Raw genomic sequence first — 24,105 nt, 5'->3', positions numbered from 1 at the left:
GGCGCATGAGTGACCTTCTGGAACGGCTGCGCGGACGTGGATGGCGGATGACCGCGCAGCGGCGCGTCGTGGCCGAGGTCCTCGACGGCGAGCACGTCCACCTGACGGCCGACGAGGTCCACGCGCGGGCCGTCGCCAAGCTGCCCGAGATCTCCCGGGCGACCGTCTACAACACGCTCGGTGAGCTGGTCTCGCTCGGCGAGGTGCTCGAAGTCAGCACGGACAAACGCGCCAAGCGGTACGACCCGAACGCCCACCGCCCGCACCACCACCTGGTGTGCGCCCGGTGCGGCGCGATCCGCGACGTCCGCCCGATCGGCAACCCGCTCGCCGACCTGCCCGACTCGGAGCGCTTCGGCTTCACGGTCTCGGACGTGGAGATGACGTACCGCGGGCTCTGCCCGGACTGCGCGAGCGCGTAGCGGAAAGCCTGCTCAGCCCCGGCCGCCGGACACGGCGCCGGGGCTTTGTGCTGCGTACGGCCGTCCCCGCGGAACACACGCCGCACAGGGCACACAACGACCAGGGCACACAACGACCAGGGCCGGAACCCATTTCTGGATTCCGGCCCTGGTCTTCAGTAGCGGGGACAGGATTTGAACCTGCGACCTCTGGGTTATGAGCCCAGCGAGCTACCGAGCTGCTCCACCCCGCGTCGGTGAACGCAACATTACGTGAAGGACGCGCGGGGAAGCAAATCGCTTGTGGGAGCGCCCCCGGCAGGCTCCCCGGCCGGGGGTCCGCCTACGCGGACAGCTCCTCCCGCAGCGCGTCCCGCAGCCGCGTCGCCCGCTCCGAGACCTCCGCCGGCCCCAGGGACACCGCGCGGTCGGCCCAGCGCTGGCCCTCCGCCAGCTCGCCACGACGCGCGTAGACGAGAGCCAGCCGGAGCGCCGCCCGTCCATGCCCCGCGTCGGCCGCCCGCGTCCACCACACGGCCGCCTCCGGCTCGCTCCCCTCCCGAGCCAGCAGCAGCCCGAGGTTGAACGCGCCGTTGCGCGACCCCGCCTCGGCGGCCGCCCGGTACCACCGCGCCGCCTCCACCACGTCGCCGCGCGCGGCGGCGAGCATCCCGACCCGAACCTGCGCCCGGCGATGGCCCTGGGACGCGGCCCGCTCGTACCACTCCTCGCACTCGGTCTTCTCGTGCGCCGACTCGCCCAGCTCGTGCTCGGAGACGGCGGGGCGCCGCGCGTCCAGCACGGCGGCCAGCCGGTACGCGGCCTCGGCGCTGCCGCCGCCCGCCGCACACCGCAGATGCCGCTCGGCCTCCTGCTCGTCGCCCTCGCGCAGCCGCGCGATGCCGACCTGCAGCGCCGCCTCCGTGTGACCGGCGGAGGCCGCCCGCTCGTACCACCGCAGCGCGGCCGTGGCGTCCTCGTCGGTGTCCCGTCCGGCGTACAGGATCCCCAGGTTGAAGGCCGCGTCCACGCTGCCCGCCTCCGCCGCCTTGGAGAACCACGGCTCGGCCCCGGTCGTGTCGCCGCCCTGCAGCAGCAGGATCGCGAGCGCGTTCGCGGCCTCCCGGTGCCCGGCGTAGGCCGCGCGCCGGTACCACTGCTCGGCCGGCCCGGTCCGCCCCTGCTCGGCGCAGAGCAGCCCGAGGTTGTACGCGCCGTTGTCGTCCCCGGCGTCCATCGCCGCCCGGTACCACCGCTCGGCGGTCTGCGTCTCCCCGCGCTCGGCGTGCAGCGCGCCGAGCGCGTTGGCCGCGTTGCCGTCGCCGTCCTGGGCGGCCCGCAGCCACCACACGGCGGCGCTCTCGGTGTCCCCGGCGTCGCGCAGCAGGAAGCCGAGCGCGCAGGCGGCGCGGGCCTCCCCGTCCTTGGCGGAGGTCAGGTACCAGCGCCCGGCCTCCTTGAGCTCACCGCGCTTCTCCAGGATCGCCCCGAGGTGCAGCGCGGCCCGGCGGTGTCCGCGCGCGGCGGCCTGCCGGTACCACTGCTCGGCCTCTTCGACAGCGTTGTCAGACCCGGCCTCGTCCTCGCACGCGGCCTTGCGGTCGAGCGCGCGCGCCAGCCGGTACGCCGCCTCCCGGTGCCCCCGCTCGGCGGCGGCCCGCATCCACTGGCCGGCGCCGGCTTCCCCGCGGTGCTCCAGCAGGTCGGCGAGCGCGTAGGCGCCCAGCACGTGTCCCTGTTCGGCGGACTGGCGCAGCCAGTACTCGGCGGCGGGCTCGTCGCCGCGCTCACGGTGGTGGCGGCCCAGCGCGTGCGCGGCGGCCGCGGAACCGGCGACGGCGGCGATCCGCCACCATCCGGCGGCCTCCTCCGGGTAGCCGCGCTGGTGCAGGAGGACGCCGAGGTTGTTGGCGGCCGCACGGTCACCGGCGGCCGTGGCTCCGCGCAGCGGGGGCTCGGCTCCGTCGAGGTCGCCGCGGCGCAGCAGCATGGCCCCGAGGACGCTCATCGCCTCGACGTCGCCGGTTTCCGCGGCGAGCCGCTGACGCGCCTCCTCGGCCGCCTCGCCGGCCTCGTCCCGGCCGGAGGCCGGCACCAGGTCCGCGGACTGCGCGAGGTCGCTGGCCCGCTCGAAGTCCCCGGTCCGCGCGAGGTCGACGCCCGGCCCGCAGTCACCTGTCCGCGCGAGGTCGGTGCCCCGCTCGAAGTCCCCTGTCCGCGCAAGATCCGTGGCCCGCACGAGTTCGGCGGTCTGTACAAGGTCCGCGGACTGCACGAGCTCAGCGGCCTGCACGCGTTCGGCCGACTGCACAAAGTCGGCATGCTGCGCAAAACGCCCTGTCTCCAACAGAGTTGCCTTGTCCCCCATAACGTCCATCGTCGCACCACCTGCAACCTCGGTACACCCGGTATACCGCAGCCCGGGAGGTCACTTCAGCGTTTTGTCGACATGCCCACAGAGAGACAAGTCAAACACACATCCCCCAACTCCCCACGGCGGCACGGCGGGACCGCGCACCGGCACATGCGTTCGCACACCACGAAGGCCCGGATCCCTGAGGATCCGGGCCTTCGATTGCAGTAGCGGGGACAGGATTTGAACCTGCGACCTCTGGGTTATGAGCCCAGCGAGCTACCGAGCTGCTCCACCCCGCGCCGTTGTGGTGCAACCGTATCACGGCGCGGAGTGGCTCTTGATCAGCCCCTGTTGCTCAGCGCTGTCGATCAACCACTGCCGGGACTTCCGCTCGGACTCGGGCTGGCACTCGGACTGCCGCTCGGGCTGGGACTGCTGCTCGTCTTCCCGCCTCCGCCCGTGGCCGAGTCGCCGCCCGTGTTCCGGCCGGCGTTCTGGCCGCTGCCGCCGGCCTTGTCGGCCTTCGCCTGCGCCTCCTCGGCCCGCTTCAGCGCGCTCTGCAGGTCCTTCTGCGCCTGGCCGTACGCCCCCCAGTCGCTCTCCTTCAGGGCCTTCTGCCCGTCCTCGAAGGCCTTCTGGGCGTCGCTCAGCGCGTCACGGACCGTGGCGTTGCCGGACGTCGGCGGGTTGTTCGTACCGGTGTCCGGTGGCGCGGTGGTCGACGTTCCGAAGATCTTGTCGAGCGCCTGGCCGAGGGTGTCCTCGAAGGCGGTGGTGCCGCCGTAGGTCACCAACACCTTCCGCAGCAGCGGGTACTTGAGCCCGCCACCGCGCACGTACACCGGCTCCACGTAGAGCAGTCCGCCGTCGAGCGGCACGGTCAGCAGGTTGCCGTACTCGATCTCCGAGTCACCACCGCTGTTGAGCCGGACGAACTCGGCGATGTTCTGCTGGGAGTTGGAGTTGAACTGGCTCTGCACCTGCTTGGGCCCGTCGACCGTCGTGCTCGTCGGCAGTTTCAGCACTCTGATCTTGCCGTAGTCGCTCGTGCCGGCCTCGGAGTCGACCGCCATGAAGGCGCTGAGGTTGTCCCTGCCGTTCGGCGTGAACGTCGAGGTGAGGGAGAACGCCTGCCCCTGCTGGTCGGGCATCTTCATGCTCAGGTAGTACGGCGGCACCGCGTTGCCCGACTTGTTGGTCGGGTCGTCCGGCACCTGCCACACCTCGCTGCCGCTGAGGAAGGTCTGCGCGTCCGTCACGTGGTAGCGGGTGAGCAGCTCGCGCTGGACCTTGAACAGGTCCTGCGGATACCGCAGATGGGCCAGCAGCGCGGGCGAGATGTCCGCCCTCGGCTTCACCGTGCCCGGGAACGCCTTCATCCAGGTCTTCAGGACCGGGTCCTGGGTGTCCCACTGGTACAGCTTGACCTCACCGGTGTACGCGTCGACCGTCGCCTTCACCGAGTTGCGGATGTAGTTGACCTGGTTCTGCTGGGCCACCACCGCGCGGGAGTTGTTCGCCGCGGTCAGTGAGTCGGCCGTCGTGTCGCCGAGGGTCGTACGGGAGGCGTACGGGTACCCGTTCGTCGTCGTGTAGGCGTCGATGATCCACTGGATGTGGCCGTCCACGACCGCCGGGTAGGCGTCGCCGTCGATGGTCAGCCAGGGCGCGACCGCCTCGACGCGCTCCTTGGGCGTGCGGTTGTACAGGATCCGCGAGCCCTCGCCGATCGCGCCGGAGTACAGGATCTGCGGCTCGTTGAACGCCACCGCGTACGCGGCACGGTTGATCGGGTTGGAGAGGTTGACGCCGCTCTTCGCCTTGTAGCTGGTGGTCTTCTCACCCGTGTCGTCGGAGTAGTCGATCTCCTTCTGGGGACCGCCGACGATCGAGTACGTGGACGTCTTCTCGCCGTAGTAGATCCGCTGCTGGTACGTCCCGAGGTCACCGGAGGACGGCAGGTCGTACTCGGAGAAGACCGGGCGGCCCTCGTCGTCGGCCTCGGTGCCCTTGGCGGCGACCACGCCGTAACCGTGGGTGTAGCGGAAGTGGTCGTTGATCCAGTTGTTCTTCGGGATGCCGTTGAGGTTCAGCTCGCGCAGGCCGACGACCGTGTCCTGCTCCTTGCCGCCCTTGCCGTACCGGTCGACGTCGAGGTTGTTCGGGAAGGCGTAGTAGTTGCGCATCTGCTGGAGCTGCTGGAACGTCGGCGAGACGATGTTCGGGTCCAGGATGCGGATGCTCGCGGCGTCGGCGACGGTCTCGCGGAGCTTGGTCCTGTCCTTGGTGCTGCTCTTGCCCGCGTACTCGCTGACGTTGGCGTCGTCGATGCCGTAGGCCTCACGCGTCGCCTTGATGTTCTTCGCGACGTACGGCGCCTCCTTGGCCTGCTCGTTCGGCTGGACCTGGAACTTCTGCACGATCGCCGGGTACAGGCCGCCGATCAGGATGGCCGACAGGACCATCAGGCCGAAGCCGATGACGGGCAGCTGCCAGGTGCGCCGCCACAGGGTGGCGAAGAACAGCAGCGCGCAGATCACGGCGATGCAGAACAGGATCGTCTTGGCCGGCAGATAGGCGTTGGCGTCGACGTACCTGAGGCCGGTCCAGTTGCCCGTCGCCTTGAAGTCGCTGGACTTGACGGCGAGTCCGTACCGGTCGAGCCAGTAGGCCACCGCCTTCAGGGCGACGAAGACGCCGAGCAGCACGGACAGGTGCCCGGTGGCCGCGGCGGTGGCGCGCGCGCCCGGGCTGGTGACGCGCAGCCCGCCGTACAGGTAGTGGGTGAGCGCGGCGGCGATCAGGGACAGGATCGCGGTGGCGAAGCCGAAGCCGAGCAGGAACCGGTACCAGGGCAGGTCGAAGGCGTAGAAGGAGACGTCGAGGTGGAACTGCGGGTCCTTCTGGTGGAAGGGCACGCCGTTGACCCACATCAGCCAGGTCCGCCACTGGCCCGCCGCGGACGCGCCGGCGATCAGGCCCACCAGGGCGGTGACGCCGAGCAGCAGCCACTTCTTGTACGGCGCGATGCCCATGCGGTAGCGGTCGAGGCTCTGCTGCTCCACGGACATGGCGCTCAGCGGGGGCCGCATCCGGTGGGCCAGCCAGATGTTGAAGCCGACCGCGGCCGCCATCAGCAGACCGAAGACGAAGAACAGCCCGATCTTGGTCCACAGCGTCGTGGTGAACACGGACGAGTAGTGCACCGACCGGTACCACAGCCAGTCCGTCCAGAACCCCGCGAACATGGTGAACGCCATGCCGAGGACGGCAAGGACGCCCAGTGTCATGAGCAGGGTCCGGACACGTCGGGACGGGCGGCCCGCTCTGATACGCGGCCCCGTCGGGCCTCCGCCGCGGTCCGGCATCTGGAAAGCCAAGGTGCGCCCCTCGAAGTTCGCTGTTGTTCCGTCAGGCCCTCGTGTTCGTGGACCGTCCGTGGCCCCCCGTGATCGTGGGCCCACACCTATGCAACTTACTCACGGTTTACTCGGTTCCCGATTCAGGTGGGGAACGAGGCAGGATTGTGACCATGTCCAACACTCCCATGGCAGCGAACCCGCTCACCCGGGCGGTACTCGAAATCGACGAGTACGCCTCCGGCCTCGGCTGGGACCAGCCCGCTCGCCTCTTCGCCCTTGTAGACACCGCGCGGCTGCGGGCCCAGGAACCTGCCCTCGCGGCCCAGCTCGGCCTGCAGGACGAGCCCGAGACCACCGGTCTCACCCCGATCGAGCAGGACGAGGTTCCAACGGACAGGCCGCTCGACGAGTTCCTCGGCACCATCGCCTGGCCCGGCGCGGTGGCCGGATGCGCGCTCACCGTGGAGCGCCTGATGCTTCCCCCGTCCGCCGAGGCCCAGGTCCCGCAGGGTCTCGGCGAGGCGAAGCTGGCGAAGTGGGTGGCGAACCACCCCGAGCGCCAGGAGGTCCGTATGACGGTCGCGGTCCTGCGCGACGGCACCCGCGACTCGGCCCTGCGCCTGCGCGAGAAGGACACCCCGACGGAGGTCCTCACGGGCCCCGACCTGGTGCCGGGCCTGGCGGAGGCGCTGAAGGCGACCTTCGAGGACTGACCCTTTCCAGTACGGCACTGGGGGCGCCCCCTGCATCGGGGGGCGCCCCCAGCCGTTTACGCGCCGTCGGACGCTCCGGGTCAGCCCTTGGTGGTGCACTTCGGCAGGTCGGCGGTGTCGCCGCTGCGGATGTCCTTGAGGGCGGCGAGCGCGTCGTTGATCGTCTTCACCTTGACGAGGGTGAGTCCGCCCGGGGTGTCCTTGGCCGCGGACGCGCAGTTCTCGGCGGGCGTCAGGAAGTACTGGGCGCCCTTGCTGCGCGCGCCGACGGTCTTGAGCTCGATGCCGCCGATCGGCCCGACGGTGCCGGCGTCGTCGATCGTGCCCGTACCGGCGACGAACTTGCCGCCGGTGAGGCTGCCCGGGGTGAGCTTGTCGTAGATGCCGAGCGCGAACATCAGACCGGCACTCGGCCCGCCGACGTCGGCGAGCTTGATGTCGATGCTGAACGGGAAGGTGTGGTCGGTCCCGGCGGAGATCCCGACGATGGCGCGCTTGGCACCGCTGTCGTTCGAGGCCTTCGTCGTGATCGTGACGTCCTGGGTCTTGGTCGGCGTCCGGTTCGCCTTCTCGGCGGCTGCCTGCTCCTTGGCCGGGACGATGGTGAACGTCACGCTCTCGCCGGGCTTGTGCTTGGTGACCAGCTTGGCGACATCGGCCGGCTGCTTCACGGCCGTGCCGTCCACGGTCTTGATCACGTCTCCGGCGTGCAGCCTGCCCTCGGCCGGGGAGTCCCTGAGGACCGTCGCGACGATCACCCAGGACTTCACCGGGACGCCGAGTTCCTTGAGCGCCGCGACCTTGGCGCTCTCCTGGGACTGGTTGAACTCCTCGGCGTTCTCCTGGGTGGACTGCTCCTCGGTCTTGCCGTCCGGGTACAGCGTGTCGTGCGGCACGACCTTGTTGTCATGGGCGAGCCAGCCGTAGACCGCCTCGACGAGGTTCATCCGGTAGTCGGCGCTGGTGACCCGGACGGTGGTCATGTTCAGATGCCCGGAGGTGCCGTACGTCTTGTGCCCGGCGATCTGCAGCACCGGCTCGCCGTCGTGCTCCCCGAGCGTGTTCACGGTCGGCCCCGGGGACATCACCGCGTACGGCACGGGGATGAGCACCCCCGCGCACAGGAGCGCGATCAGCATCAGGGTGGAGGCGAGCATCGTCGCGGTGCGGCGTGGCATGTCACGACAGTACGGGACGCTTCTGTCAGCACACCGTCAGGGCACCCGGTCGGGCGCCTCAGGTACTGGTGTGGGACCTCTCCATGGCCTCCCTGAAACGGGCGTACCCGTCGAGCTCCGGGCCGTCGCCGCGCACCCTGCGCGTCCGATTGGCCCAACTGCCCCACAGACCGGCGCCGATCGCAGCAACGAGCGGAATGAGCAACCAGGCGAGTGCTGCCATGCCGACCTCCCAACCCCATGAGCATCCGCGACTGACTGATCAACAGATTAACCATTCGCAGTGACAACGCTCATGCCAGGGGGGCGGTTACGCAACCGGACACCCCGGGGGGAATCAGCAGGCCCCGACCCACTCCTCGGCGCCGTCGGAGAACCTCTGGTGCTTCCAGATCGGCACCTCGTGCTTGAGGTCGTCGATGAGCTTGCGGCAGGCCTCGAAGGCCTCTCCCCGGTGCGGGCAGGAGACCGCCACGACCACGGCCAGGTCCCCGACCCCCAGGTCCCCCACCCGGTGCACGGCGGCCAGCGCCCGCACCGGGTACTCCGCGACCACCTTCTCGGCGATCCGGCGCATCTCGGCCTCGGCACTGGGATGGCACGAGTACCCGAGCGCGTCGACGTCGGCCCCGCCGTCGTGATTCCGCACGGTGCCCACGAACAGCGCGATTCCCCCGGCCGCGTCGTCCCCGACCGCCCGGAAGACCTCGTCCACGGAGAGCGCGGTCTCACGTATGGCGATCAGCTTGATGGGGTCCTGCGCCGCCTGCTCACCGGGGTGATCGTTCGTAACTGCCATACCCCCATCGTGCCGCACGCCTCCGACAACCCGGAATGCGACTTTCACCAGGCACGCGCGCGTGGTGGTTTGGAGTGTCCTACAAGGGCGACTCCCCGGGCGGGGTCCGAAGGCCGGCGCCCCTCGCCTCAGATCCGGCGCCGCGCCTTGCGGGCGCGCCGTACGACCGCCGCCGCGCCCAGCAGAGCGACCGTCGCCCCCGCGGCCCCCGCAGCCGTCGCGTCCTTGCGCCCGAGCCGCCGCCCGGCGACCGTATGCCGCCCGGACACCTCCTCCAGCAGCTCCGCGAGCACCTCCTCGTTGGTCCACCGCGGCCGCCACCCGGCGTCGTGCAGCCGGCTCCCGCTCACCACCCAGGGGTACATCGTGTACGCGAGATCCCCGGCCGGCGACGGAGTGAGCCCGATCCGGTGCAGCCGTGCCGCCGCCCCCAGCGCGACCGCCGACGGCAGCTCCATCCGCCGGATCCCGCTGAGCTCCTCGACCTCCTCCTGCTCCAGCCACCCGTCACACCCGACGGCCAGCTCACCCTCGACCTTCTCCAGGACGGCGTACTCCAGAGCACCGACCAGATCCTCGACGTGACAGAACTGCCAGGCGGGCCGGGACCCGGCCACCACCAGCAGCCGAGGCGACTCGAAGTACCTGGTCAGCGCGGTGTCCGTACCCCCGACCAGGACAGCGGGCCGCACCACGGTGACATTGAGCCCCGGATGCGCCCGCGGAGCCCGCCGCGCGAGCCGCTCGATCTCCAGCAGGTCCCCGACCCCCGTGGCCTCCGCCGTCGCCCGCAGCTCCGCGTCCTCCGAGAGCGGCAGCTCGTTGTCCGGCAGCGCTCCGTAGACCATCGCCGAGGTGCACAGCACCACCCGGTGCACCCCGGCGGCCGCCGCGGCGGTCAGCACCGTCTGCGTCCCCCGCACGTTGTAGGCCGTCCGGGCGGCGGCGTCACTCCCCAGGTCGAGGTCGAGGGCCAGATGCACCACCACGTCCGCGCCCCGCAGCTTGTCCGCGATCGCCGGATCCCGCACATCGAGGATGTGCCACTGCGCCTGTGCGCACTCCCCGCGCCGCTCGTCGATGGCGACGACCTGCTTGATCCCCTCGGACGCGGCCAGCCGCTCGGTGAGCAGCGCGCCGACCCCGCTCGCGGCGCCGGTCACGGCCACGACGGGCCCGCGCAGAGCGGGCGGGGTTGAATGGTTTCGCGCTGCGCGAACCTGCGGATCTGGGGAACTCACCGGGCGTCTCCAGCGGTTGTCTTCAGTACGAGCGCGAGCGCCGCGTACGTACCAGGTGGCATCCATCCTGCCGCAGGCCAAGAGTCGGCGAAGCACCGAGGCCCGATCGGGTCCGGGTGTCTACGCTGGGTGGTGTTGTCGGGCAGCCGCGCCGCCGGAAGAGACCGGCGGCCTTACCAGCCGAGGAATCCCGTGAGTGACACCCCATTCGGATTCGGCCTTCCGCCGGAGGAGCCGGAAGACGGCGACGAGGGCAAGAAGAAGGACCAGCAGAGCGGTGGTGAGCAGGGACCGGCCAACCCGTTCGCTTTCGGACTGCCCGGAGCAGGGGGCTTCGGTGGCCCCGGCGCGGACAATCCGCTCGCTGCCATGTTCGGTTCACTGAACCCCACCGACCTGGGCGCCGCGTTCCAGCAGCTGGGCCAGATGCTCTCGTACGAGGGCGGCCCGGTGAACTGGGACATGGCCAAGCAGATCGCCCGCCAGACGGTCTCCCAGGGCACGTCCGACGGCGTCAAGGACGCGAGCGTCGGCCCCGCCGAGCGCACCGCGGTCCAGGAGGCCGTCCGCCTGGCCGACCTGTGGCTGGACGACGCGACGTCCCTGCCGTCCGGCTCCGGCACCGCCGTGGCGTGGTCCCGCGCGGAGTGGGTCGAGGCGACCCTGCCCGCGTGGCAGGAACTGGTCGACCCGGTCGCCGAGCGCGTCGGCGCGGCCATGGGCGACGTCCTGCCGGAGGAGATGCAGGCCATGGCGGGCCCGCTGATCGGCATGATGCGCTCGATGGGCGGCGCCATGTTCGGCACGCAGATCGGCCAGGCCGTGGGCGTGCTCGCGGGCGAGGTCGTCGGTTCGACCGACATCGGCCTGCCGCTCGGCCCGGCCGGCAAGGCCGCGCTCCTGCCGGTGAACGTCGACGCGTTCGGCAAGGACCTGGGCGTGCCGAAGGACGAGGTGCGGCTCTACCTCGCCCTGCGCGAGGCGGCCCACCAGCGTCTCTTCGCGCACGTGCCGTGGCTGCGCTCGCACCTGTTCGGCGCCGTCGACGGATACGCGCGCGGGATCAAGGTCGACACCGCCAAGCTGGAGGACGTGGTCGGCCAGTTCGACCCGCAGAACCCCGAGCAGCTTCAGGACGCGCTGCAGCAGGGCATGTTCCAGCCGGAGGACACGCCGGAGCAGAAGACCGCCCTGGCCCGCCTGGAGACGGCTCTGGCGCTCGTGGAGGGCTGGGTGGACGCGGTGGTCCACGCGGCCGCGAAGCCGCGTCTGTCGTCCGCCGACGCCCTTCGCGAGACGCTGCGCCGCCGCCGTGCCACGGGTGGCCCCGCGGAGCAGACGTTCGCCACGCTGATCGGTCTCGAACTGCGGCCGCGCCGCCTGCGTGACGCCTCGCGCCTGTGGGCCTCGCTCACGGACGCGCGCGGGGTCGACGGCCGGGACGCCCTGTGGGCCCACCCGGACATGCTGCCGACGGCCACCGACCTGGACGACCCGGACGGTTTCGTGCACCGCGAGCAGCTGGACTTCTCCGAGCTGGACAAGATGCTCGGCGAGGCGGCGAGCGGCTCCGGCGAGAAGCCGAACCTGCACAAGGACACCGAGGACGGCAAGGGCGACGACACCGAGTGAGCCTGTACGACGACACGGTCCTCGTGCTGAAGGGCTTCGAGGGCCAGGAAGAGCTGCGCCAGTCCTACCTGGACCACTTGACGGCACATCCGGACGGCATGTGGAAGGCCTGCCACGCGGGCCACATCACGGCGAGCGCCCTGGTGATCGACCCGGAGCGCGGCCGTGTGCTGCTCACGCTGCACCGGAAGCTGCGCATGTGGCTGCAGATGGGCGGCCACTGCGAACCGGGCGACGCCACGCTGGAGGCGGCGGCGCTGCGTGAGACGACCGAGGAGTCCGGCATCCGCGGGCTGACGCTGCTTGCGGGCGGCCCGGTCCGCCTGGACCGGCATCCGATTCCCGCGCCGTGCCACTGGCACTTCGACGTCCAGTACGCGGTCCTCGCCCCGAGCGACGCCGAGCACGCCATCAGCGACGAGTCGCTCGACGTGCGCTGGTTCGGCTACGACGAGGTGGCGCAGGTCGCCGACGACTCGGTCGTACGGCTGCTGGAGCAGACGCGCGCCAGGCTCGGAGCCTGAGCCACGTGTAAGGGGCGGCCACATGGGCGGCCGCCCCTTACGTCGACTTACTGGACGCTCAGCTCCAGACGTTGCCCTGGTTCTGCGCTCGCGCCCCGTGCTGGCCCATGCCGAACTGGGCGGCCAGGCCCTGGCCGATCTGGGCGTGCTGCGGCGGCAGCAGCTCGCTGGGCTGGACGAGCGCGAAGCCGCTGCCCATGAAGCTGAGCTCCCAGCCCTCACCGGTGTTGCCGCGGCGCCGCCACACACCGGAGGAGTGCGTCTGGGCCTGCATCTGCACCCGCAGCCCGGTGGACCAGGCGACGATCGCGTCGGCGTCGCAGTTGACGTACTTGTCCGGCGTGACCTGCATCAGCAGCGGCGCGCCCGAGGTCATCAGAGCGACCTTGCCGCGGCCGGTGATGTTGAGCTGGTACTTCCCGGACCCGGAGATGCCGTAGAGGCTGTCGACGGCGATGACCTCGTGGTGCAGCGAGGAGTCCATGGCGAGGACGTAGCTGCTGTCGACCGTCAGCCCGTCCTGCTCCACGTCCATCACGTGGATGTGCTGGGCGAGGTTGGCGAGGTAGACCGTGCCCTGCCCGTGGCAGCGCATCAGGTCCAGGCCCTCGCCGGTGTACGCACGCGTGCGTGCCTGGTTGTTGCTGCGGTACTCGGCGTCGAAGTCGACGAGGCCCTGGTAGGCGACCATCGTCCCCTTGCGGGCGAGGATGTCGTCGTGGCCCTCCAGGACGACGCGCAGCATCTGCTTGTTCTGCAGGCTGTAGCGCTCCTGGTTCTGCGTGTCGTTGAAGGCGAAAAGCGGGCTCTGCATGGTGACTCTGGCTCCCCCTCAGCCCCGGACCCGGAGGCGGTCGGTGCTGTCCTCGCTGGGCTGGACGACGACGATGCCCTGGCCGGAGAAGGCCATCTGGTAGGCCTCTCCGCTGCCCCGGCCGATCAGTGACTGCGCCTTGAAGCTGCGCTTGCCCTTCACCTTGAGGTTCGGGGACCAGGCGACGAGCGCGTCGGGGTCGACGTACGTCTCGTCCTCTCCGCCGCCGCAGTCGACGACGATCGGCTTGCCCCGGGAGGTCAGGGCCACCCAGCCCTGCCCGGAGATCTTGGTGTTCCACAGGCCCTGTCCGGCGAACTTCGCCAGCCCCTTGACCCGCTCCACACCCCAGGAGAGGTGCGCGTCGAAGGCGAGCAGGTTGGTGGCGTTGACGGAGATGCCGTCGCCGTTGAGGTTGATCACGACGACGTTCGCGCCGTAGTCGGCGAGGTACAGCAGGCCGTCGCCGGAGCACTTCATCAGGGGCGCGCCCTCGCCGGTGATCCAGTCGCGGGCGATCTGCCGCACGGCGGGCGGGTTGGGCTCGTACTGGATGAAGCCTTCGTAGGCGACCATCGAGCCTACGCGCGCGAGGAGGTCGCTTCCGCTCTGCATGGCGACCTTCAGCATGTGGTTGCCGTGGTTCTCCATGCGAGAGGTGACGGGGGCGGGAGCGAAGCCCGCGAGTGGCTGGTTCATGACGGGCTCCCTCAGACCTCGTACGGCTGGACGACGATGAAGTTGCCGGGTGCGCCCCGGAACTGCAGGTTGATGCTCTCCCCGGTGTCGCCCGGGTAGGCGTTGCGGCGCATCCGGACCTGGCTGGAGACGATCACCTGCGAGGCGGCCGACCAGGCGACCACCGCGTTGCAGTCGGCGAACGTGGTGGGCGTGACGGGCAGCACGACGGGCGTGCCGTGCGTCTTCACGACGATCGTGCCGGTGCCCTGGAACTGCATCGTGAACAGCGCGCCTCCGGGGATGCCGTGTCCCTCGATGCGACGGACCTCGTACTGGAGGCTCTCGTCGAAGGCGAGGACGTTCTCGGCGGAGACGCAGATCGCGTCGCCCTGGAGCTCGACGGGGTGCAGGTGCGTGGCGTCCTCGGCGAGGAACACCTGGCCCTGGCCGGTGCAGCGCATCAGCTGCATCTCCTGGCCGGTCGCGTTGCCCACGATCCGGCCCGAGAATCCGGCGCCCTTGTAGCTGAAGTCGACCTTGCCCTGGTAGAGCACCATGCTGCCCTGGCGGGCCAGGACGGGCTGGCCGCCGATGCCGAGGTCGACGCGGACGAGCTTCTTGTTCTGCTGCGTCCAGCGCTGCCCCGTGGGCGTCTCCTTGAACTGCTGGAGCGCCGCGGTGACACCCGCACCGCCCTGGGGAGCGCCCTGCGGCACTCCGTAGGCGGCGGCCTGCTGACCGGGGACCTGCCCGAACGGCGGCTGCTGGCCGTAGCCCGGGGGCGGGGTCGGCTGGCCGTATCCGGGCGGCGCGGGCGGCTGCTGTCCGTAACCGGGCGGCATGGGGGCCTGCGGCGCCTGCGGCTGGCCGTAACCGGGCGGCATGGGGGCGTTCGGGGCGGGGGGCTGGCCGTAGGGCGCGGGGGCCGGCGACGGAGGCGGCACGGTGCCGCCGACGGGCGGAGCGAGGGGGGCGATGACGGTCGGCGCGCCGTGCATATTGGGCGCCGGGGCCGGAGCGGGCGGCGGCGTGGCGCCCGGCGGCGGCGCGAAGCCCTGCGCGGCGGGCTGCGGAGCGGGGGCCGGGGCCGGAGCGGGGGCCGGAGCAGGCGCCGGTGCGGGGGCCGACGGCGCGCCGAACGCGGGCGGGGCGAAGCCCGGGGCGGCACCGGCCTGCGGCTGCTGCGGGGCGGCCGGGGCCTCCTCCTCCAGGACCTCACCGCCGAAGTTCTTCAGCAGCGCTTCGAGGCCGCCGTCGAATCCCTGGCCGACGGCGGCGAACCGCCAGACGTCCTTCAGGTAGAAGTCGCCCAGCATCACGGCCCGTTCGGTGGAGAACTCCGAGCCGTTGAAGGAGTACCGGGCCACCTCCTCACCGCCGGCCACGATACGGATGTAGCCGGGGTTGATCTGTGACATCTGCCCGGCGCCGTCGAGGGTCGCCGTGAACGACAGCTTCTGGATCTGCGGCGGGATCCGGTCCAGCGTGATCCGGAAGGACTCGGTGTCGCCGGACTGCGTACCCAGCAGCTGGATGGCCTCCTCGGGGGACTTCGGCTGGTTGAAGAAGACGAAGTACCGGTCGTCCGAGAGGCGTTCGTCGGCGTCGAGGCCGAAGCAGCTGATGTCGAAGGTCAGTCCCGGAGCGGTGATCTGCACGCCTACGTACAGATCCGTGCCCGCGGTGAGGTCACTGATCCTGGCCTTGTGGCCGCGTTGGAATTCCCTGGCCATGCGTAACGACCGTCCCCCATCCCGAATGTGAGTGCGTCGCGCCAGGCTAACGGCAAAACCGGCCACCGGCTGAAGTCGGTACAGACCCGGTACACAACCGCCTTCAGGGACGCTGCAGCCGGGGCCGGGGGGAGAGGTTACTCACCGCGCGCACCGGGCGAATGGGGCAAACGGCCTGCGGCAACCACCCCTTCGAGGTAGCCGCGCGCCCGCTCGGTCCGCGGGTACGCCTCCAGGAGCTGCCAGAAGTCGGTCCCGTGCCCCGGCACCAGCAGATGCGCGAGCTCGTGGCACAGAACGTAGTCGACGACGTATTCGGGCATCCCCTGCAACCGGTGCGAGAGCCGGATGCTGCCCTCGGCCGGGGTGCACGAACCCCAGCGCGTGTTCTGGTTGGTGACCCAGCGCACGGAGGCGGGCCGGGCCCGGCCGCCGAAGTACTGGGCCGACAGCCGCTCGGCACGCTCGGCGAGCTCGGCGTCGCCCAGCACCCGCTTGCTCTCCTGGGCGGCCAACTTGTCGAGCATGAGGTTCACCCAGCGTTGCTCCTCCGCCTCGGACATCCGGGCAGGGATCAGCACGACGGTGCGATCGCCCTCGCGGTACGCGGAGACCGTCCGGCGTCGCCGGGCGCTTCTGCGGACCTCGATCGCGCTCACCCCCGAGCCGCTCGGCGGCTGGCTCGTCGTGCTGCGCTGTGACTTTCCGGCGCGGTGCAGTGGGTCGGCGGGCACGCCCCGACGTTACCCGCTGCACACGCGGGAAGTCCCGGGTCCGGGACGGTTCGATGCCGATCCCCCGCCATGCGTTTGATTTATACGACCGATACCCACCGCCTGTGGATAACTTTCGGCGGCCGCGCGCCTCGCCGGGCATGCTGGCAGTCGTCGGCGGAGCGTTACCGGTTCCTCCGACGCACTCCACTGATGAACCAGGATGTTCCGGGACTTTTCTGAGGCTACGGGGGCCTGACATGCATCCGATGGTGAAACCCGCGCTCCGGCGCGGCTGGCGCGACCTCAACACCGTGCAGTTCGGGATGACTCCGGCACACGCGTTGACCCTCGGTCCGATGGACACGGCTACGGGCAGCTTCCTGGAGCTGCTCAACGGCACCCGCGGGCTTCCGCTCCTGCGCGAGGAGGGACGCCGCATGGACCTGCCGGACGGCCAGGTGGACGCGCTCGTGGGGCGGCTGTCACGGGCGGGGCTGCTCGACGACGCACGGGGAGGGGGCACGGCGGCCGACGTCCTGCGACAGAACAAGGAGGTGCTCGACCGGCTGCGCCCCGACCTCGCGTCGCTCTCCCTGATCACCTCCGAGCCCGGCGACGCGATCGGCCGCCTGGCGGCCCGCCGCTCCCTGCGCGTGCAGATCAGAGGCGCGGGCCGGGTCGGTGCCGCACTGGCCTCGCTCCTGGCGGCCGCGGGGGTCGGCGAGGTCGACGTGCGGGACGTCGGCCACGTCGAGCCCTGGGACGTGACACCGGGCGGGCCGCCCGCCGAGTCGATCGGCGAGCGCCGCGACGAGGCCGCACGCCGGGCGGCCCGCCGGGCGGCGCCCGGCCGCCCACCGCGCCGCACCCCTTCCGCACCACCCGTCACCGGTGACCCCGGCTTCTCGCTGGTGATCCTCGCCCCGAGGGACGACGTCGTCGTGCACGCACCCGACCCGGCCGCCGCCGAACCGCTCATGGCCTCCGGTACGCCCCACCTCTACGCGGGCGTGGTGGAGGGAACGGGCATCGTCGGTCCCCTCGTCCTACCGGGCGGCACCGGCTGCGCCGGCTGTCTGCACCAGGACCGCACCGACCGGGACCCGGCCTGGCCCCGCCTGATCGCGCAGTGGCGCTCCGGCAGAGCACGGCAGGTGGGAGCGTGTGACGTGACACTGGCGACGGTGGTCGCCGGGCTCGCGGCCGCGCACGCGCTCGCCTTCCTGGACGGGCAGACGCCGTCCAGCGCGGGAAACCGTTGGGAGGTGTCCCTGCCCACTCTCCACTGGCACGCGCGGCCTGTCCGGCCACATCCGGCATGCCCCTGCGCAGCTGCGGAGAAAGGAAACAGGGAACACTCCTCAACGGACGGGGCGGCACACGAGACAATGGCGGGGCAACGGCCGTCGACGCAGCGACCACGCACGGCGGACGCGGCACGGCCGGCTGGGACTTGGAGGGCGCATGTCTGATCTTCCCCGGAAGGCGGTCACCCGGACCGCCAAGCTCGCCGCGCTCCCGCTCGGCTTCGCCGGCCGGGCGACCTGGGGGCTGGGCAAGCGGATCGTGGGCGAGTCCGCGGAGATCGTCGGCCGCGAGTTGCAACAGCGCACGGCCGAGCAGTTGTTCAAGGTCCTCGGGGAGCTGAAGGGCGGTGCGATGAAGTTCGGGCAAGCCCTGTCCGTCTTCGAGTCGGCGCTGCCCGAGGAGGTCGCCGGCCCCTACCGGGCGGCCCTGACCAAGCTGCAGGACGCAGCGCCCCCGATGCCGACCCGCACCGTGCACACCGTGCTCGCGGAGCGGCTGGGCGCGGACTGGCGGGAGCTGTTCCTGGAGTTCGAGGACAAGCCCGCCGCGGCGGCCTCGATCGGGCAGGTGCACCGGGGCGTGTGGCACGACGGTCGCGAGGTGGCGGTCAAGGTGCAGTACCCGGGAGCGGGCGAGGCCCTCCTGTCCGACCTGAACCAACTGAGCCGGTTCGCCCGCCTGTTGGGTCCGCTGATCCCGGGCATGGACATCAAGCCGCTGATCGCCGAGCTGCGCGACCGCGTCTCCGAGGAGCTGGACTACGGCCTGGAGGCGCAGGCCCAGCAGGTGCACGCGGAGGAGTTCACGGACGATCCCGACGTGGTCGTCCCGGCGGTGGTGCACCAGTGCGACCAGGTGCTGGTCACCGAGTGGATCGACGGAATCCCGCTCTCCGAGGTCATCTCCGACGGCACCACCGAGCAGCGCGACCGCGCCGGCCAGCTCCTGGCCCGTTTCCTGTTCTCCGGCCCGGCCCGCACCGGTCTGCTGCACGCCGACCCGCACCCGGGCAACTTCCGCCTGCTCCCCGCCGACCCGGACGGCGAGGGCGAGTGGCGCCTGGGCGTCCTCGACTTCGGCACCGTCGACCGCCTCCCCGGAGGCCTGCCGACGCCGATCGGCGAGTCCCTGCGCATGACCCTGGACGGCGACGCCGAGGCGGTCTACCAGCTGCTGTGCGCCGAGGGCTTCGTCAAGGAGTCCATAGAGCTGGACCCGGACGCGGTCCTCGACTATCTCCTGCCGATCATCGAACCGGCCCAGGCGGACGACTTCACCTTCACCCGCGGCTGGATGCGCACCCAGGCGGGCCGCGTGGCCGATCCCCGCTCCCCCGCCTACCAGCTGGGCAAGCGGCTCAACCTGCCGCCCGCGTACCTCCTGATCCATCGCGTGACCCTGAGCACGATCGGCGTCCTGTGCCAGCTGGGAGCGACGGTGCGGCTGCGCGAGGAGCTGGAGGAGTGGCTGCCGGGGTTCGTGCCGGAGGAGGACGCGGAGGATTCGGTCGCGGAGGCGTGAGGCTGCCTCACCACCAGGCCGAGTCCAACCGACCCTCGATGGATCTGAGGTTCTCCCGCGAGCAGCGGTCGCAGAAGTACTGACGGACGCCGTTCTCCACGGAACAGGTCCAGGTGGTGGGCGGGGGACCGTCGGCGGGGGCACCGCAGCGGGCGCACACGAGGGAGTGCTGCGGCTCCGCGCCGGGGCCGCCGTGGTCACTGTCTCCGGAAAGACTCGTCACCAGGCGACGATAACTCCGCGGGCCGCGGTTGGGCGGTCACAACGCACCGCGGGGGCCGGTCCGTTCGGACGGACCGGCCCCCGTGGGGAGTTTTCGCCTCCCGAGACCGGGAGGCCACCGCTTCAGGTGTGATCGGCTACTGCATGACCGCCATGGCGAGCGCACGGCGGGCGCGCATCGAGGCGCGCTCCGCCCGGCGCTGCATCCGGCGAGCGGTGGCCAGGCGCACGGCCCGGCGTTCCCGCTCGGCCTCATGCAGCCGCTCGTGCATATGCGCACGAGCCAGGGCTTCTGGGATGAGTTGCATCTCTCGGGTCCTCGTCTGGCGCGTGTCGGTCGCGCCGGTGGTGGTGAAGTCTGGGGTCGCGGAGACAGTGGGCTCGCTGGTGGACGGCTTCATCGGGGCCTGCTTCTTGGGGTCGTGCGTGAGGGGGCGATCGATCGTTCCTGCGGTGTTCATGCCGTGACCGGGTTCTTGCGCGGGCGACCACGCGGCCGCTTCCGGGCGACGACGACGCCCTGCACGAACAGCTCGCCACCCCAGACGCCCCAGGGCTCACGCCGCTCCTTGGCGCCGGCGAGGCAGGCCTCGATCAGCGGACAGGTGCGGCAGAGGGACTTGGCGTACTCGACGTCCGCCGGCGACTCGGCGAAGAAGACCTCCGGGTCGTAGGAACGGCAGGGGACGGGTACGCCGAGGTTCTCGATGGCGTCGTCGAGCGCGGTGAGCGCGGTGAGCGGGGTCAAGGTGGAGTCCTCCGTGAGGCCGGGCGGGGGGATCGTTTCGGAAGGCGGTACGGACGGGGCGTGCGCTTCGAGTTGCACGGTTCGTCTTCCTCGTCTGGTCGGTCCGGCCTGTTGACCGGGTGTCGGCTAGGTACCGGGTTCTTTTCTTGTCCCGAGGCTCCTTCGTTCCGTCGTCCGAGTTCTTGGACAAACAGAAGGGCCGCGGATCCCGGGTGGGGTTCCGCGGCCCTGAAGGCGCCGGCCTGATCGTCGATCAGGCTGGATCACTCCAGGGTTCTGGCCCACGGAAGGCCCACATCAGGTCGTGCTGCTTTGTCTGCTTCCGGAATCCGGCACCGGCCGCAAAGGCATAGGCATGGGCCTGTGCCACTACTGCTTCCAGTGCCTTGGTCGGTCGCTCATTCCGCTCACTGACGGGAAGACCCGCGAGAGAAACGGAGGACGCCGGACGCTCGGCACGAATGCCGGACAGACCGGTGCCCAGGGTCGAGGCGCCGAGCATGCACAGGGAGACGGTCGAGCGATCGGTCAGTTTGGCCGTGCTGATGGTGCTGGTGTTGATGCTGATCACTGGACTCGCCTCCTCTCGGCGTCTCTGGGACTGGGGTGAGCCAGTCCGTTCGGGTATGCAAGTACAACACGGAATCAGGGCCTCCGAGAAGGCCGCTGTTCTCGTGCCTAGAACCTATGGGGATTGCTGGGGCATGCGCAAACTATTTTTTCGACGAGTTCGTATCAGTCCCGCTCGTCGTCTCCCCCGGCCTCCCGGCCCGCGCAAAGGGCCAGCACATCGGCCCCGTACAGGGTGAGTTTACGCGCGCGGACGCCCGGGATGCGGGCCAGTTCGCCGACATCGTCGGGCACGGCCTCGGCGATGGCCATCAGCGTCTTGTCGGTGAAGACACAGAAGTCGGGCTGGCCGCTTCGCCGGGCCCGCTCCGCACGCCAGTCGCGCAACCGCTCGTACAGCCCCTCGTCCATGTCGGAGGGGCACTCCTCACAGCGCATCAACTTCATCTCACCCGCGTCGGTGAGGGTGCGGCCGCAGACGCGGCAGCGTGCGGGGGTACGCCGGCCGCGTCGTGGGACGGCGGCCGGGGCCTCACTCACGAAGCCTCGCTCGACACCCCCGGAAGCACCCGCGGCGGCGCGGCCGACGGTGGCGGTGGAGCCGGGGCGCAGGCCGTCGAGGAACCGGCTGGGGCGGCGGTTGGGGCGGCCGCCGGGCGATCGAGCCAGAGCCCAGGAGACATGGAGCCGTTCTCTGGCGCGGGTCACGCCGACATAGAGGAGCCGGCGTTCCTCCTCGACCTGTTCGTCGGTCTTCGCGTAGGTGATCGGCATCATGCCCTCGGCGACGCCGACCAGGAAGACGACGTCCCATTCCAGACCCTTGGCCGAGTGCAGGGAGGCGAGCGTGACGCCCTGAATGGTGGGGGCGTGCTGGGCGTTGGCGCGTTCGTCGAGCTCGGCGACGAAGTCCCCGAGGGTGGCGTCGGGTCGGGCGGCCGCGAAGTCGTGGGCGAGGCCGACCAGGGCGGCCAGGGATTCCCAGCGCTCTCTGACGGCGCCGGAGCCGGCCGGCGGCTCGGTGGTCCAGCCCTCCCCCGACAGGACCGCGCGCACCTGGGAGGGCAGGGTGACGGCGTCGTCGAGGAGGGAGTCGTTGCCGCCGAAGCGAGCCGCGCCGCGCAGGGCGACGCCGGCCTTGCGCACCTCGGGCCGGTCGAAGAACCGCTCGGCGCCGCGCAGCTGGTAGGGGACGCCCACGTCGGCGAGGGCCTGTTCGTAGGTCTCGGACTGGGAGTTCGTGCGGAACAGGACGGCGATCTCGGCGGCGGGGACGCCGGCGTCGATGAGCTCGCGGATCCGGCGGGCGGCTCCTTCGGCCTCGGCGGGTTCGTCGGTGTACTCGCTGTAGACGGGTTCGGGGCCCGGGGCCCGCTGGGAGAGCAGTTCCAGGCGGTGGTCGGCGGCGCGGCCGCGGGCCTGGGCGAGCAGACCGTTCGCGAGGTGGACGACCTGGGGCGTCGAGCGGTAGTCGCGGACGAGTTTGACGACCGTCGCGCCGGGGTGGCGGGTGCGGAAGTCGAGGAGGTGGTCGGGGGTCGCTCCCGTGAACGAGTAGATCGTCTGGCTGGCGTCGCCGACGACGCACAGGTTGTTCCGCTCACCGAGCCACAGGTCCAGCAGGCGCTGCTGGAGCGGGCTGACGTCCTGGTACTCGTCGACGACGAAGTGCTGGTACTGGGAGCGGACCTGCTCGGCGATGTCGTGCCGGTCCTGGAGGACGGCGACGGTCAGCAGCAGGACGTCCTCGAAGTCGATGACGTTCCGGTCGCGTTTGAGGTCTTCGTAGGCCGCGTAGAGGTGGGCGATCTCCACCGGGTCGCGAGGGGCCTCGCGGCCGGCCCGCTTGGCGGCGAGCGTGTAGTCGGCGGGGACGGTCTGGGTGACCTTCGACCACTCGATCTCGCCGGTGACGTCACGCAGCTCGTTGCGGTCGAGTCGGGTGCCACAGGCTGCGGCCGCGTCCGCGACGAGCTGGATCTTGCGGTCGACGAGCCGGGGCATGGAGCCACCGATCGCTTTCGGCCAGAAGTACTGGAGCTGACGCAGCGCGGCGGAGTGGAACGTACGGGCCTGGACGCCCTGCGCTCCGAGCTGGCGGAGACGGCCGCGCATCTCGCCGGCGGCGCGGTTGGTGAAGGTGACGGCGAGCACGCTGGAGGGCTGGAGTATCCCGGCGCGCACGCCGTAGGCGATGCGGTGGGTGATCGCCCGCGTCTTGCCCGTGCCCGCCCCCGCCAGCACGCACACCGGCCCGTGCAGGGCGGTGGCCACCTCGCGCTGCTCGGGGTCGAGCCCTTCGAGCACCGCGTCGGCCGAGTCCGGTACCCGCGGGAAGAGAGGGGAGTGCGTTGCTGCTGTCACACGGCCATGCTGCCAGGTCGCCGGAGACGGCTGTGCCGGTTGTCCACAGGGAGGCCCTTGCAGTCGTACTAATACGGCAGGCGTCACGTCGGCCGTGTGCCGCCCGTGCGGCGCGGGTCACGTGCCGCCGGATACCCCGGGTGGGAATGGCGGCCGGATCGCATATGTTCCTCCCCTGGACGAGCTTCCCGAGCTGCCTAAGGAGCGCGAGCGAGATGCAGGGCACTGTGACGATGTACAGCACCACGTGGTGCGGCTACTGCCGCCGGCTGAAGAGCCAGATGGACCGCGAGGGCATCGCGTACACCGAGATCAACATCGAGCAGGACCCGGCCTCCGCGGCGTTCGTGGAGAAGGCGAATGGCGGAAACCAGACGGTCCCGACCGTCCTCTTCGCCGACGGCTCGACGCTCACGAACCCTTCGCTGGCCCAGGTGAAGCAGAAGATCGGCGCGTAGGCGGACGCCGACTCGGGCTTGCACGAGGTGGTCCCCGACTTCGGTCGGGGGCCACCTTTTTTCTGCGGTTGCCTCTCTTTGGGGTTCGTCCCCGCCGGTCTTCCGCGGTTCGTCCCGCCTCGGGCACGGCGTGCCTCACCGCACCGGCGGTTTGTCCCACACCACCGTGTACCGCCACAGCAGCCGACGCCGGTACCGGCATCCAGGGAGCAGGCGGAGTGCGGCCCGCCGGACCTCTCCCCACGGCATGGCCGGGTCCTCAACAGGAACGTCGGCCGGGCCTCCCTCGCCGCCGCGCAGTAGCCCGCGCAGCCGGTTCGGCAGCAGGGCGCAGACGCTGATCATCAAGTCCAGCACGGTCCGGTCGCGGGCCAGGCCGACGATCACCAGTCGGCCGCCGGGGGCGAGCAACGCCGTGAGGCGGGCGACCGCGTCCTCGAACCGGGTGTGGTGGACGACGGCAACGGCGCTGACGAAGTCGTATCCGCCCTCTTTCAGCGCCGTGCCGCCTTTCAGCGCCGCCTCGCCGAGGTAGTCCGCTTCCAGGAAGGTGGCGTTCCCGCTCGCCGTCTCGCGGGCGAGCCGGATCATCTCCACCGAGCGGTCCACGCCGGTCACCGTCTCTGCCCTGGCCGCGAGCTTGCGGGCGAGCAGGCCGTCGCCGCAGCCGACGTCCAAGGCGGTACGGCAGCCGTCGGGGACGGCGGCGAGCACCACGGGGTGGTAGTGGACGTTGTGGTTCCAGTACGGGTCGGCCGTCATCG

The 24,105-nt window shown here is 70.9% G+C and carries 23 protein-coding genes and 2 tRNA genes; 7 read left to right on the top strand and 18 right to left on the bottom strand.

The genetic code is table 11. From position 1 onward, the window contains the following. Window positions 1-5: 5 nt before the first annotated feature. A complete protein-coding gene (locus ACWGKT_RS07980) occupies window positions 6-422 on the top strand; it encodes a Fur family transcriptional regulator (protein ID WP_235456744.1) in 417 nt (138 codons plus the stop codon). 159 nt (window positions 423-581) lie between these two features. On the opposite strand, the gene ACWGKT_RS07975 is transcribed toward ACWGKT_RS07980, so the two are convergent. From ACWGKT_RS07975 to ACWGKT_RS07960, 4 genes are all read right to left on the bottom strand, one after another. Then, window positions 582-655: transfer RNA gene (locus ACWGKT_RS07975), tRNA-Met, on the bottom strand. Window positions 656-744: 89 nt separating this feature from the next. Next, on the bottom strand, window positions 745-2,778 hold the full coding sequence (locus tag ACWGKT_RS07970; RefSeq protein ID WP_453272927.1) for a sel1 repeat family protein: 2,034 nt from the start codon (window positions 2,776-2,778) through the stop codon (window positions 745-747). Window positions 2,779-2,982: 204 nt separating this feature from the next. Beyond that, a tRNA-Met gene (locus ACWGKT_RS07965) sits at window positions 2,983-3,056 on the bottom strand. Window positions 3,057-3,125: 69 nt separating this feature from the next. Beyond that, on the bottom strand, window positions 3,126-6,125 hold the full coding sequence (locus ACWGKT_RS07960) for a UPF0182 family membrane protein (RefSeq protein WP_356148225.1): 3,000 nt from the start codon (window positions 6,123-6,125) through the stop codon (window positions 3,126-3,128). Window positions 6,126-6,289: 164 nt separating this feature from the next. Here ACWGKT_RS07960 and ACWGKT_RS07955 point away from each other — a divergent pair, with 164 nt between their 5' ends. Then, complete coding sequence (locus ACWGKT_RS07955; RefSeq protein ID WP_356148212.1) at window positions 6,290-6,832, top strand: PPA1309 family protein; 543 nt, start codon at window positions 6,290-6,292, stop codon at window positions 6,830-6,832. A gap of 80 nt (window positions 6,833-6,912) precedes the next feature. Here ACWGKT_RS07955 and ACWGKT_RS07950 read toward each other — a convergent pair whose 3' ends face one another. The 4 genes from ACWGKT_RS07950 to ACWGKT_RS07935 form a co-directional block, all read right to left on the bottom strand. Further along, complete coding sequence (locus ACWGKT_RS07950) at window positions 6,913-8,010, bottom strand: YlbL family protein (RefSeq protein ID WP_453272926.1); 1,098 nt, start codon at window positions 8,008-8,010, stop codon at window positions 6,913-6,915. A gap of 58 nt (window positions 8,011-8,068) precedes the next feature. Beyond that, window positions 8,069-8,233: a hypothetical protein gene (locus tag ACWGKT_RS07945; protein WP_453272925.1), complete on the bottom strand. Its 165-nt coding sequence runs from the start codon at window positions 8,231-8,233 to the stop codon at window positions 8,069-8,071. A 114-nt stretch (window positions 8,234-8,347) separates the two neighbouring features. Beyond that, on the bottom strand, window positions 8,348-8,809 hold the full coding sequence (locus ACWGKT_RS07940; RefSeq protein ID WP_453272924.1) for a molybdenum cofactor biosynthesis protein MoaE: 462 nt from the start codon (window positions 8,807-8,809) through the stop codon (window positions 8,348-8,350). A gap of 128 nt (window positions 8,810-8,937) precedes the next feature. Further along, window positions 8,938-10,050: an SDR family oxidoreductase gene (locus tag ACWGKT_RS07935; protein ID WP_453272923.1), complete on the bottom strand. Its 1,113-nt coding sequence runs from the start codon at window positions 10,048-10,050 to the stop codon at window positions 8,938-8,940. A gap of 192 nt (window positions 10,051-10,242) precedes the next feature. Here ACWGKT_RS07935 and ACWGKT_RS07930 point away from each other — a divergent pair, with 192 nt between their 5' ends. After that, entirely contained in the window at window positions 10,243-11,682 is a 1,440-nt protein-coding gene (locus tag ACWGKT_RS07930; protein WP_453272922.1) for a zinc-dependent metalloprotease, read from the top strand. Continuing rightward, window positions 11,679-12,206, top strand: a complete 528-nt coding sequence (locus tag ACWGKT_RS07925; protein ID WP_453272921.1) for an NUDIX hydrolase — start codon at window positions 11,679-11,681, stop codon at window positions 12,204-12,206. Before ACWGKT_RS07930 ends, ACWGKT_RS07925 begins: the two co-directional genes overlap by 4 nt. 58 nt (window positions 12,207-12,264) lie before the next feature. Here ACWGKT_RS07925 and ACWGKT_RS07920 read toward each other — a convergent pair whose 3' ends face one another. From ACWGKT_RS07920 to ACWGKT_RS07905, 4 genes are all read right to left on the bottom strand, one after another. Further along, entirely contained in the window at window positions 12,265-13,020 is a 756-nt protein-coding gene (locus ACWGKT_RS07920) for an AIM24 family protein (RefSeq protein ID WP_453272920.1), read from the bottom strand. Window positions 13,021-13,038: 18 nt separating this feature from the next. Next, entirely contained in the window at window positions 13,039-13,719 is a 681-nt protein-coding gene (locus ACWGKT_RS07915; RefSeq protein ID WP_453272919.1) for an AIM24 family protein, read from the bottom strand. An 11-nt stretch (window positions 13,720-13,730) separates the two neighbouring features. Then, entirely contained in the window at window positions 13,731-15,434 is a 1,704-nt protein-coding gene (locus tag ACWGKT_RS07910; RefSeq protein WP_356148195.1) for a TerD family protein, read from the bottom strand. A gap of 137 nt (window positions 15,435-15,571) precedes the next feature. Continuing rightward, entirely contained in the window at window positions 15,572-16,168 is a 597-nt protein-coding gene (locus tag ACWGKT_RS07905; RefSeq protein WP_453272918.1) for a M48 metallopeptidase family protein, read from the bottom strand. Window positions 16,169-16,407: 239 nt separating this feature from the next. Here ACWGKT_RS07905 and ACWGKT_RS07900 point away from each other — a divergent pair, with 239 nt between their 5' ends. Beyond that, window positions 16,408-17,622, top strand: coding sequence for a TOMM precursor leader peptide-binding protein (locus tag ACWGKT_RS07900; protein WP_453272917.1), 1,215 nt, complete (start codon window positions 16,408-16,410; stop codon window positions 17,620-17,622). Next, the gene (locus ACWGKT_RS07895) at window positions 17,615-18,979 is read left to right on the top strand and encodes an ABC1 kinase family protein (protein ID WP_453272916.1); all 1,365 of its coding nucleotides are present in this window, start codon (window positions 17,615-17,617) and stop codon (window positions 18,977-18,979) included. The genes ACWGKT_RS07900 and ACWGKT_RS07895 overlap by 8 nt, the downstream gene beginning before the upstream one ends. Before the next feature lie 7 nt (window positions 18,980-18,986). On the opposite strand, the gene ACWGKT_RS07890 is transcribed toward ACWGKT_RS07895, so the two are convergent. The 5 genes from ACWGKT_RS07890 to ACWGKT_RS07870 all read right to left on the bottom strand — a co-directional run bounded on the left by ACWGKT_RS07890 (window position 18,987) and on the right by ACWGKT_RS07870 (window position 22,883). After that, entirely contained in the window at window positions 18,987-19,202 is a 216-nt protein-coding gene (locus tag ACWGKT_RS07890) for a hypothetical protein (protein WP_356148185.1), read from the bottom strand. A gap of 136 nt (window positions 19,203-19,338) precedes the next feature. Continuing rightward, window positions 19,339-19,662, bottom strand: a complete 324-nt coding sequence (locus ACWGKT_RS07885) for a hypothetical protein (RefSeq protein ID WP_356148182.1) — start codon at window positions 19,660-19,662, stop codon at window positions 19,339-19,341. Further along, window positions 19,659-20,027 (bottom strand): WhiB family transcriptional regulator, encoded by a 369-nt coding sequence (locus ACWGKT_RS07880; RefSeq protein ID WP_019072119.1) that lies wholly within the window; start codon window positions 20,025-20,027, stop codon window positions 19,659-19,661. Before ACWGKT_RS07880 ends, ACWGKT_RS07885 begins: the two co-directional genes overlap by 4 nt. A 175-nt stretch (window positions 20,028-20,202) precedes the next feature. Then, window positions 20,203-20,520 (bottom strand): hypothetical protein, encoded by a 318-nt coding sequence (locus tag ACWGKT_RS07875; protein ID WP_453272915.1) that lies wholly within the window; start codon window positions 20,518-20,520, stop codon window positions 20,203-20,205. A gap of 164 nt (window positions 20,521-20,684) precedes the next feature. Further along, the gene (locus ACWGKT_RS07870; protein ID WP_453272914.1) at window positions 20,685-22,883 is read right to left on the bottom strand and encodes an ATP-dependent DNA helicase UvrD2; all 2,199 of its coding nucleotides are present in this window, start codon (window positions 22,881-22,883) and stop codon (window positions 20,685-20,687) included. A gap of 215 nt (window positions 22,884-23,098) precedes the next feature. On the opposite strand from ACWGKT_RS07870, the gene ACWGKT_RS07865 reads away from it, so the two are divergent. Continuing rightward, window positions 23,099-23,341, top strand: a complete 243-nt coding sequence (locus ACWGKT_RS07865; RefSeq protein ID WP_356148173.1) for a mycoredoxin — start codon at window positions 23,099-23,101, stop codon at window positions 23,339-23,341. 135 nt (window positions 23,342-23,476) lie between these two features. On the opposite strand, the gene ACWGKT_RS07860 is transcribed toward ACWGKT_RS07865, so the two are convergent. Then, on the bottom strand, window positions 23,477-24,103 hold the full coding sequence (locus ACWGKT_RS07860) for a class I SAM-dependent methyltransferase (protein WP_453272913.1): 627 nt from the start codon (window positions 24,101-24,103) through the stop codon (window positions 23,477-23,479). Window positions 24,104-24,105 lie beyond the last annotated feature (2 nt).

It is taken from the genome of Streptomyces sp. NPDC054794 (assembly GCF_053611585.1).
This window is presented reverse-complemented; position numbering and strand designations above follow the sequence as displayed.

What these genes read in the sequence shown, in the direction of transcription:
- ACWGKT_RS07980 (WP_235456744.1), top strand. Translation starts at nt 6, where the DNA reads ATGAGTGACCTTCTGGAACGGCTGCGCGGACGTGGATGGCGGATGACC.
- ACWGKT_RS07970 (WP_453272927.1), bottom strand. Translation starts at nt 2,778, where the DNA reads ATGGACGTTATGGGGGACAAGGCAACTCTGTTGGAGACAGGGCGTTTT.
- ACWGKT_RS07960 (WP_356148225.1), bottom strand. Translation starts at nt 6,125, where the DNA reads ATGCCGGACCGCGGCGGAGGCCCGACGGGGCCGCGTATCAGAGCGGGC.
- ACWGKT_RS07955 (WP_356148212.1), top strand. Translation starts at nt 6,290, where the DNA reads ATGTCCAACACTCCCATGGCAGCGAACCCGCTCACCCGGGCGGTACTC.
- ACWGKT_RS07950 (WP_453272926.1), bottom strand. Translation starts at nt 8,010, where the DNA reads ATGCCACGCCGCACCGCGACGATGCTCGCCTCCACCCTGATGCTGATC.
- ACWGKT_RS07945 (WP_453272925.1), bottom strand. Translation starts at nt 8,233, where the DNA reads ATGGCAGCACTCGCCTGGTTGCTCATTCCGCTCGTTGCTGCGATCGGC.
- ACWGKT_RS07940 (WP_453272924.1), bottom strand. Translation starts at nt 8,809, where the DNA reads ATGGCAGTTACGAACGATCACCCCGGTGAGCAGGCGGCGCAGGACCCC.
- ACWGKT_RS07920 (WP_453272920.1), bottom strand. Translation starts at nt 13,020, where the DNA reads ATGCAGAGCCCGCTTTTCGCCTTCAACGACACGCAGAACCAGGAGCGC.
- ACWGKT_RS07915 (WP_453272919.1), bottom strand. Translation starts at nt 13,719, where the DNA reads ATGAACCAGCCACTCGCGGGCTTCGCTCCCGCCCCCGTCACCTCTCGC.
- ACWGKT_RS07910 (WP_356148195.1), bottom strand. Translation starts at nt 15,434, where the DNA reads ATGGCCAGGGAATTCCAACGCGGCCACAAGGCCAGGATCAGTGACCTC.
- ACWGKT_RS07900 (WP_453272917.1), top strand. Translation starts at nt 16,408, where the DNA reads ATGCATCCGATGGTGAAACCCGCGCTCCGGCGCGGCTGGCGCGACCTC.
- ACWGKT_RS07895 (WP_453272916.1), top strand. Translation starts at nt 17,615, where the DNA reads ATGTCTGATCTTCCCCGGAAGGCGGTCACCCGGACCGCCAAGCTCGCC.
- ACWGKT_RS07885 (WP_356148182.1), bottom strand. Translation starts at nt 19,662, where the DNA reads ATGAACACCGCAGGAACGATCGATCGCCCCCTCACGCACGACCCCAAG.
- ACWGKT_RS07865 (WP_356148173.1), top strand. Translation starts at nt 23,099, where the DNA reads ATGCAGGGCACTGTGACGATGTACAGCACCACGTGGTGCGGCTACTGC.
- ACWGKT_RS07860 (WP_453272913.1), bottom strand. Translation starts at nt 24,103, where the DNA reads ATGACGGCCGACCCGTACTGGAACCACAACGTCCACTACCACCCCGTG.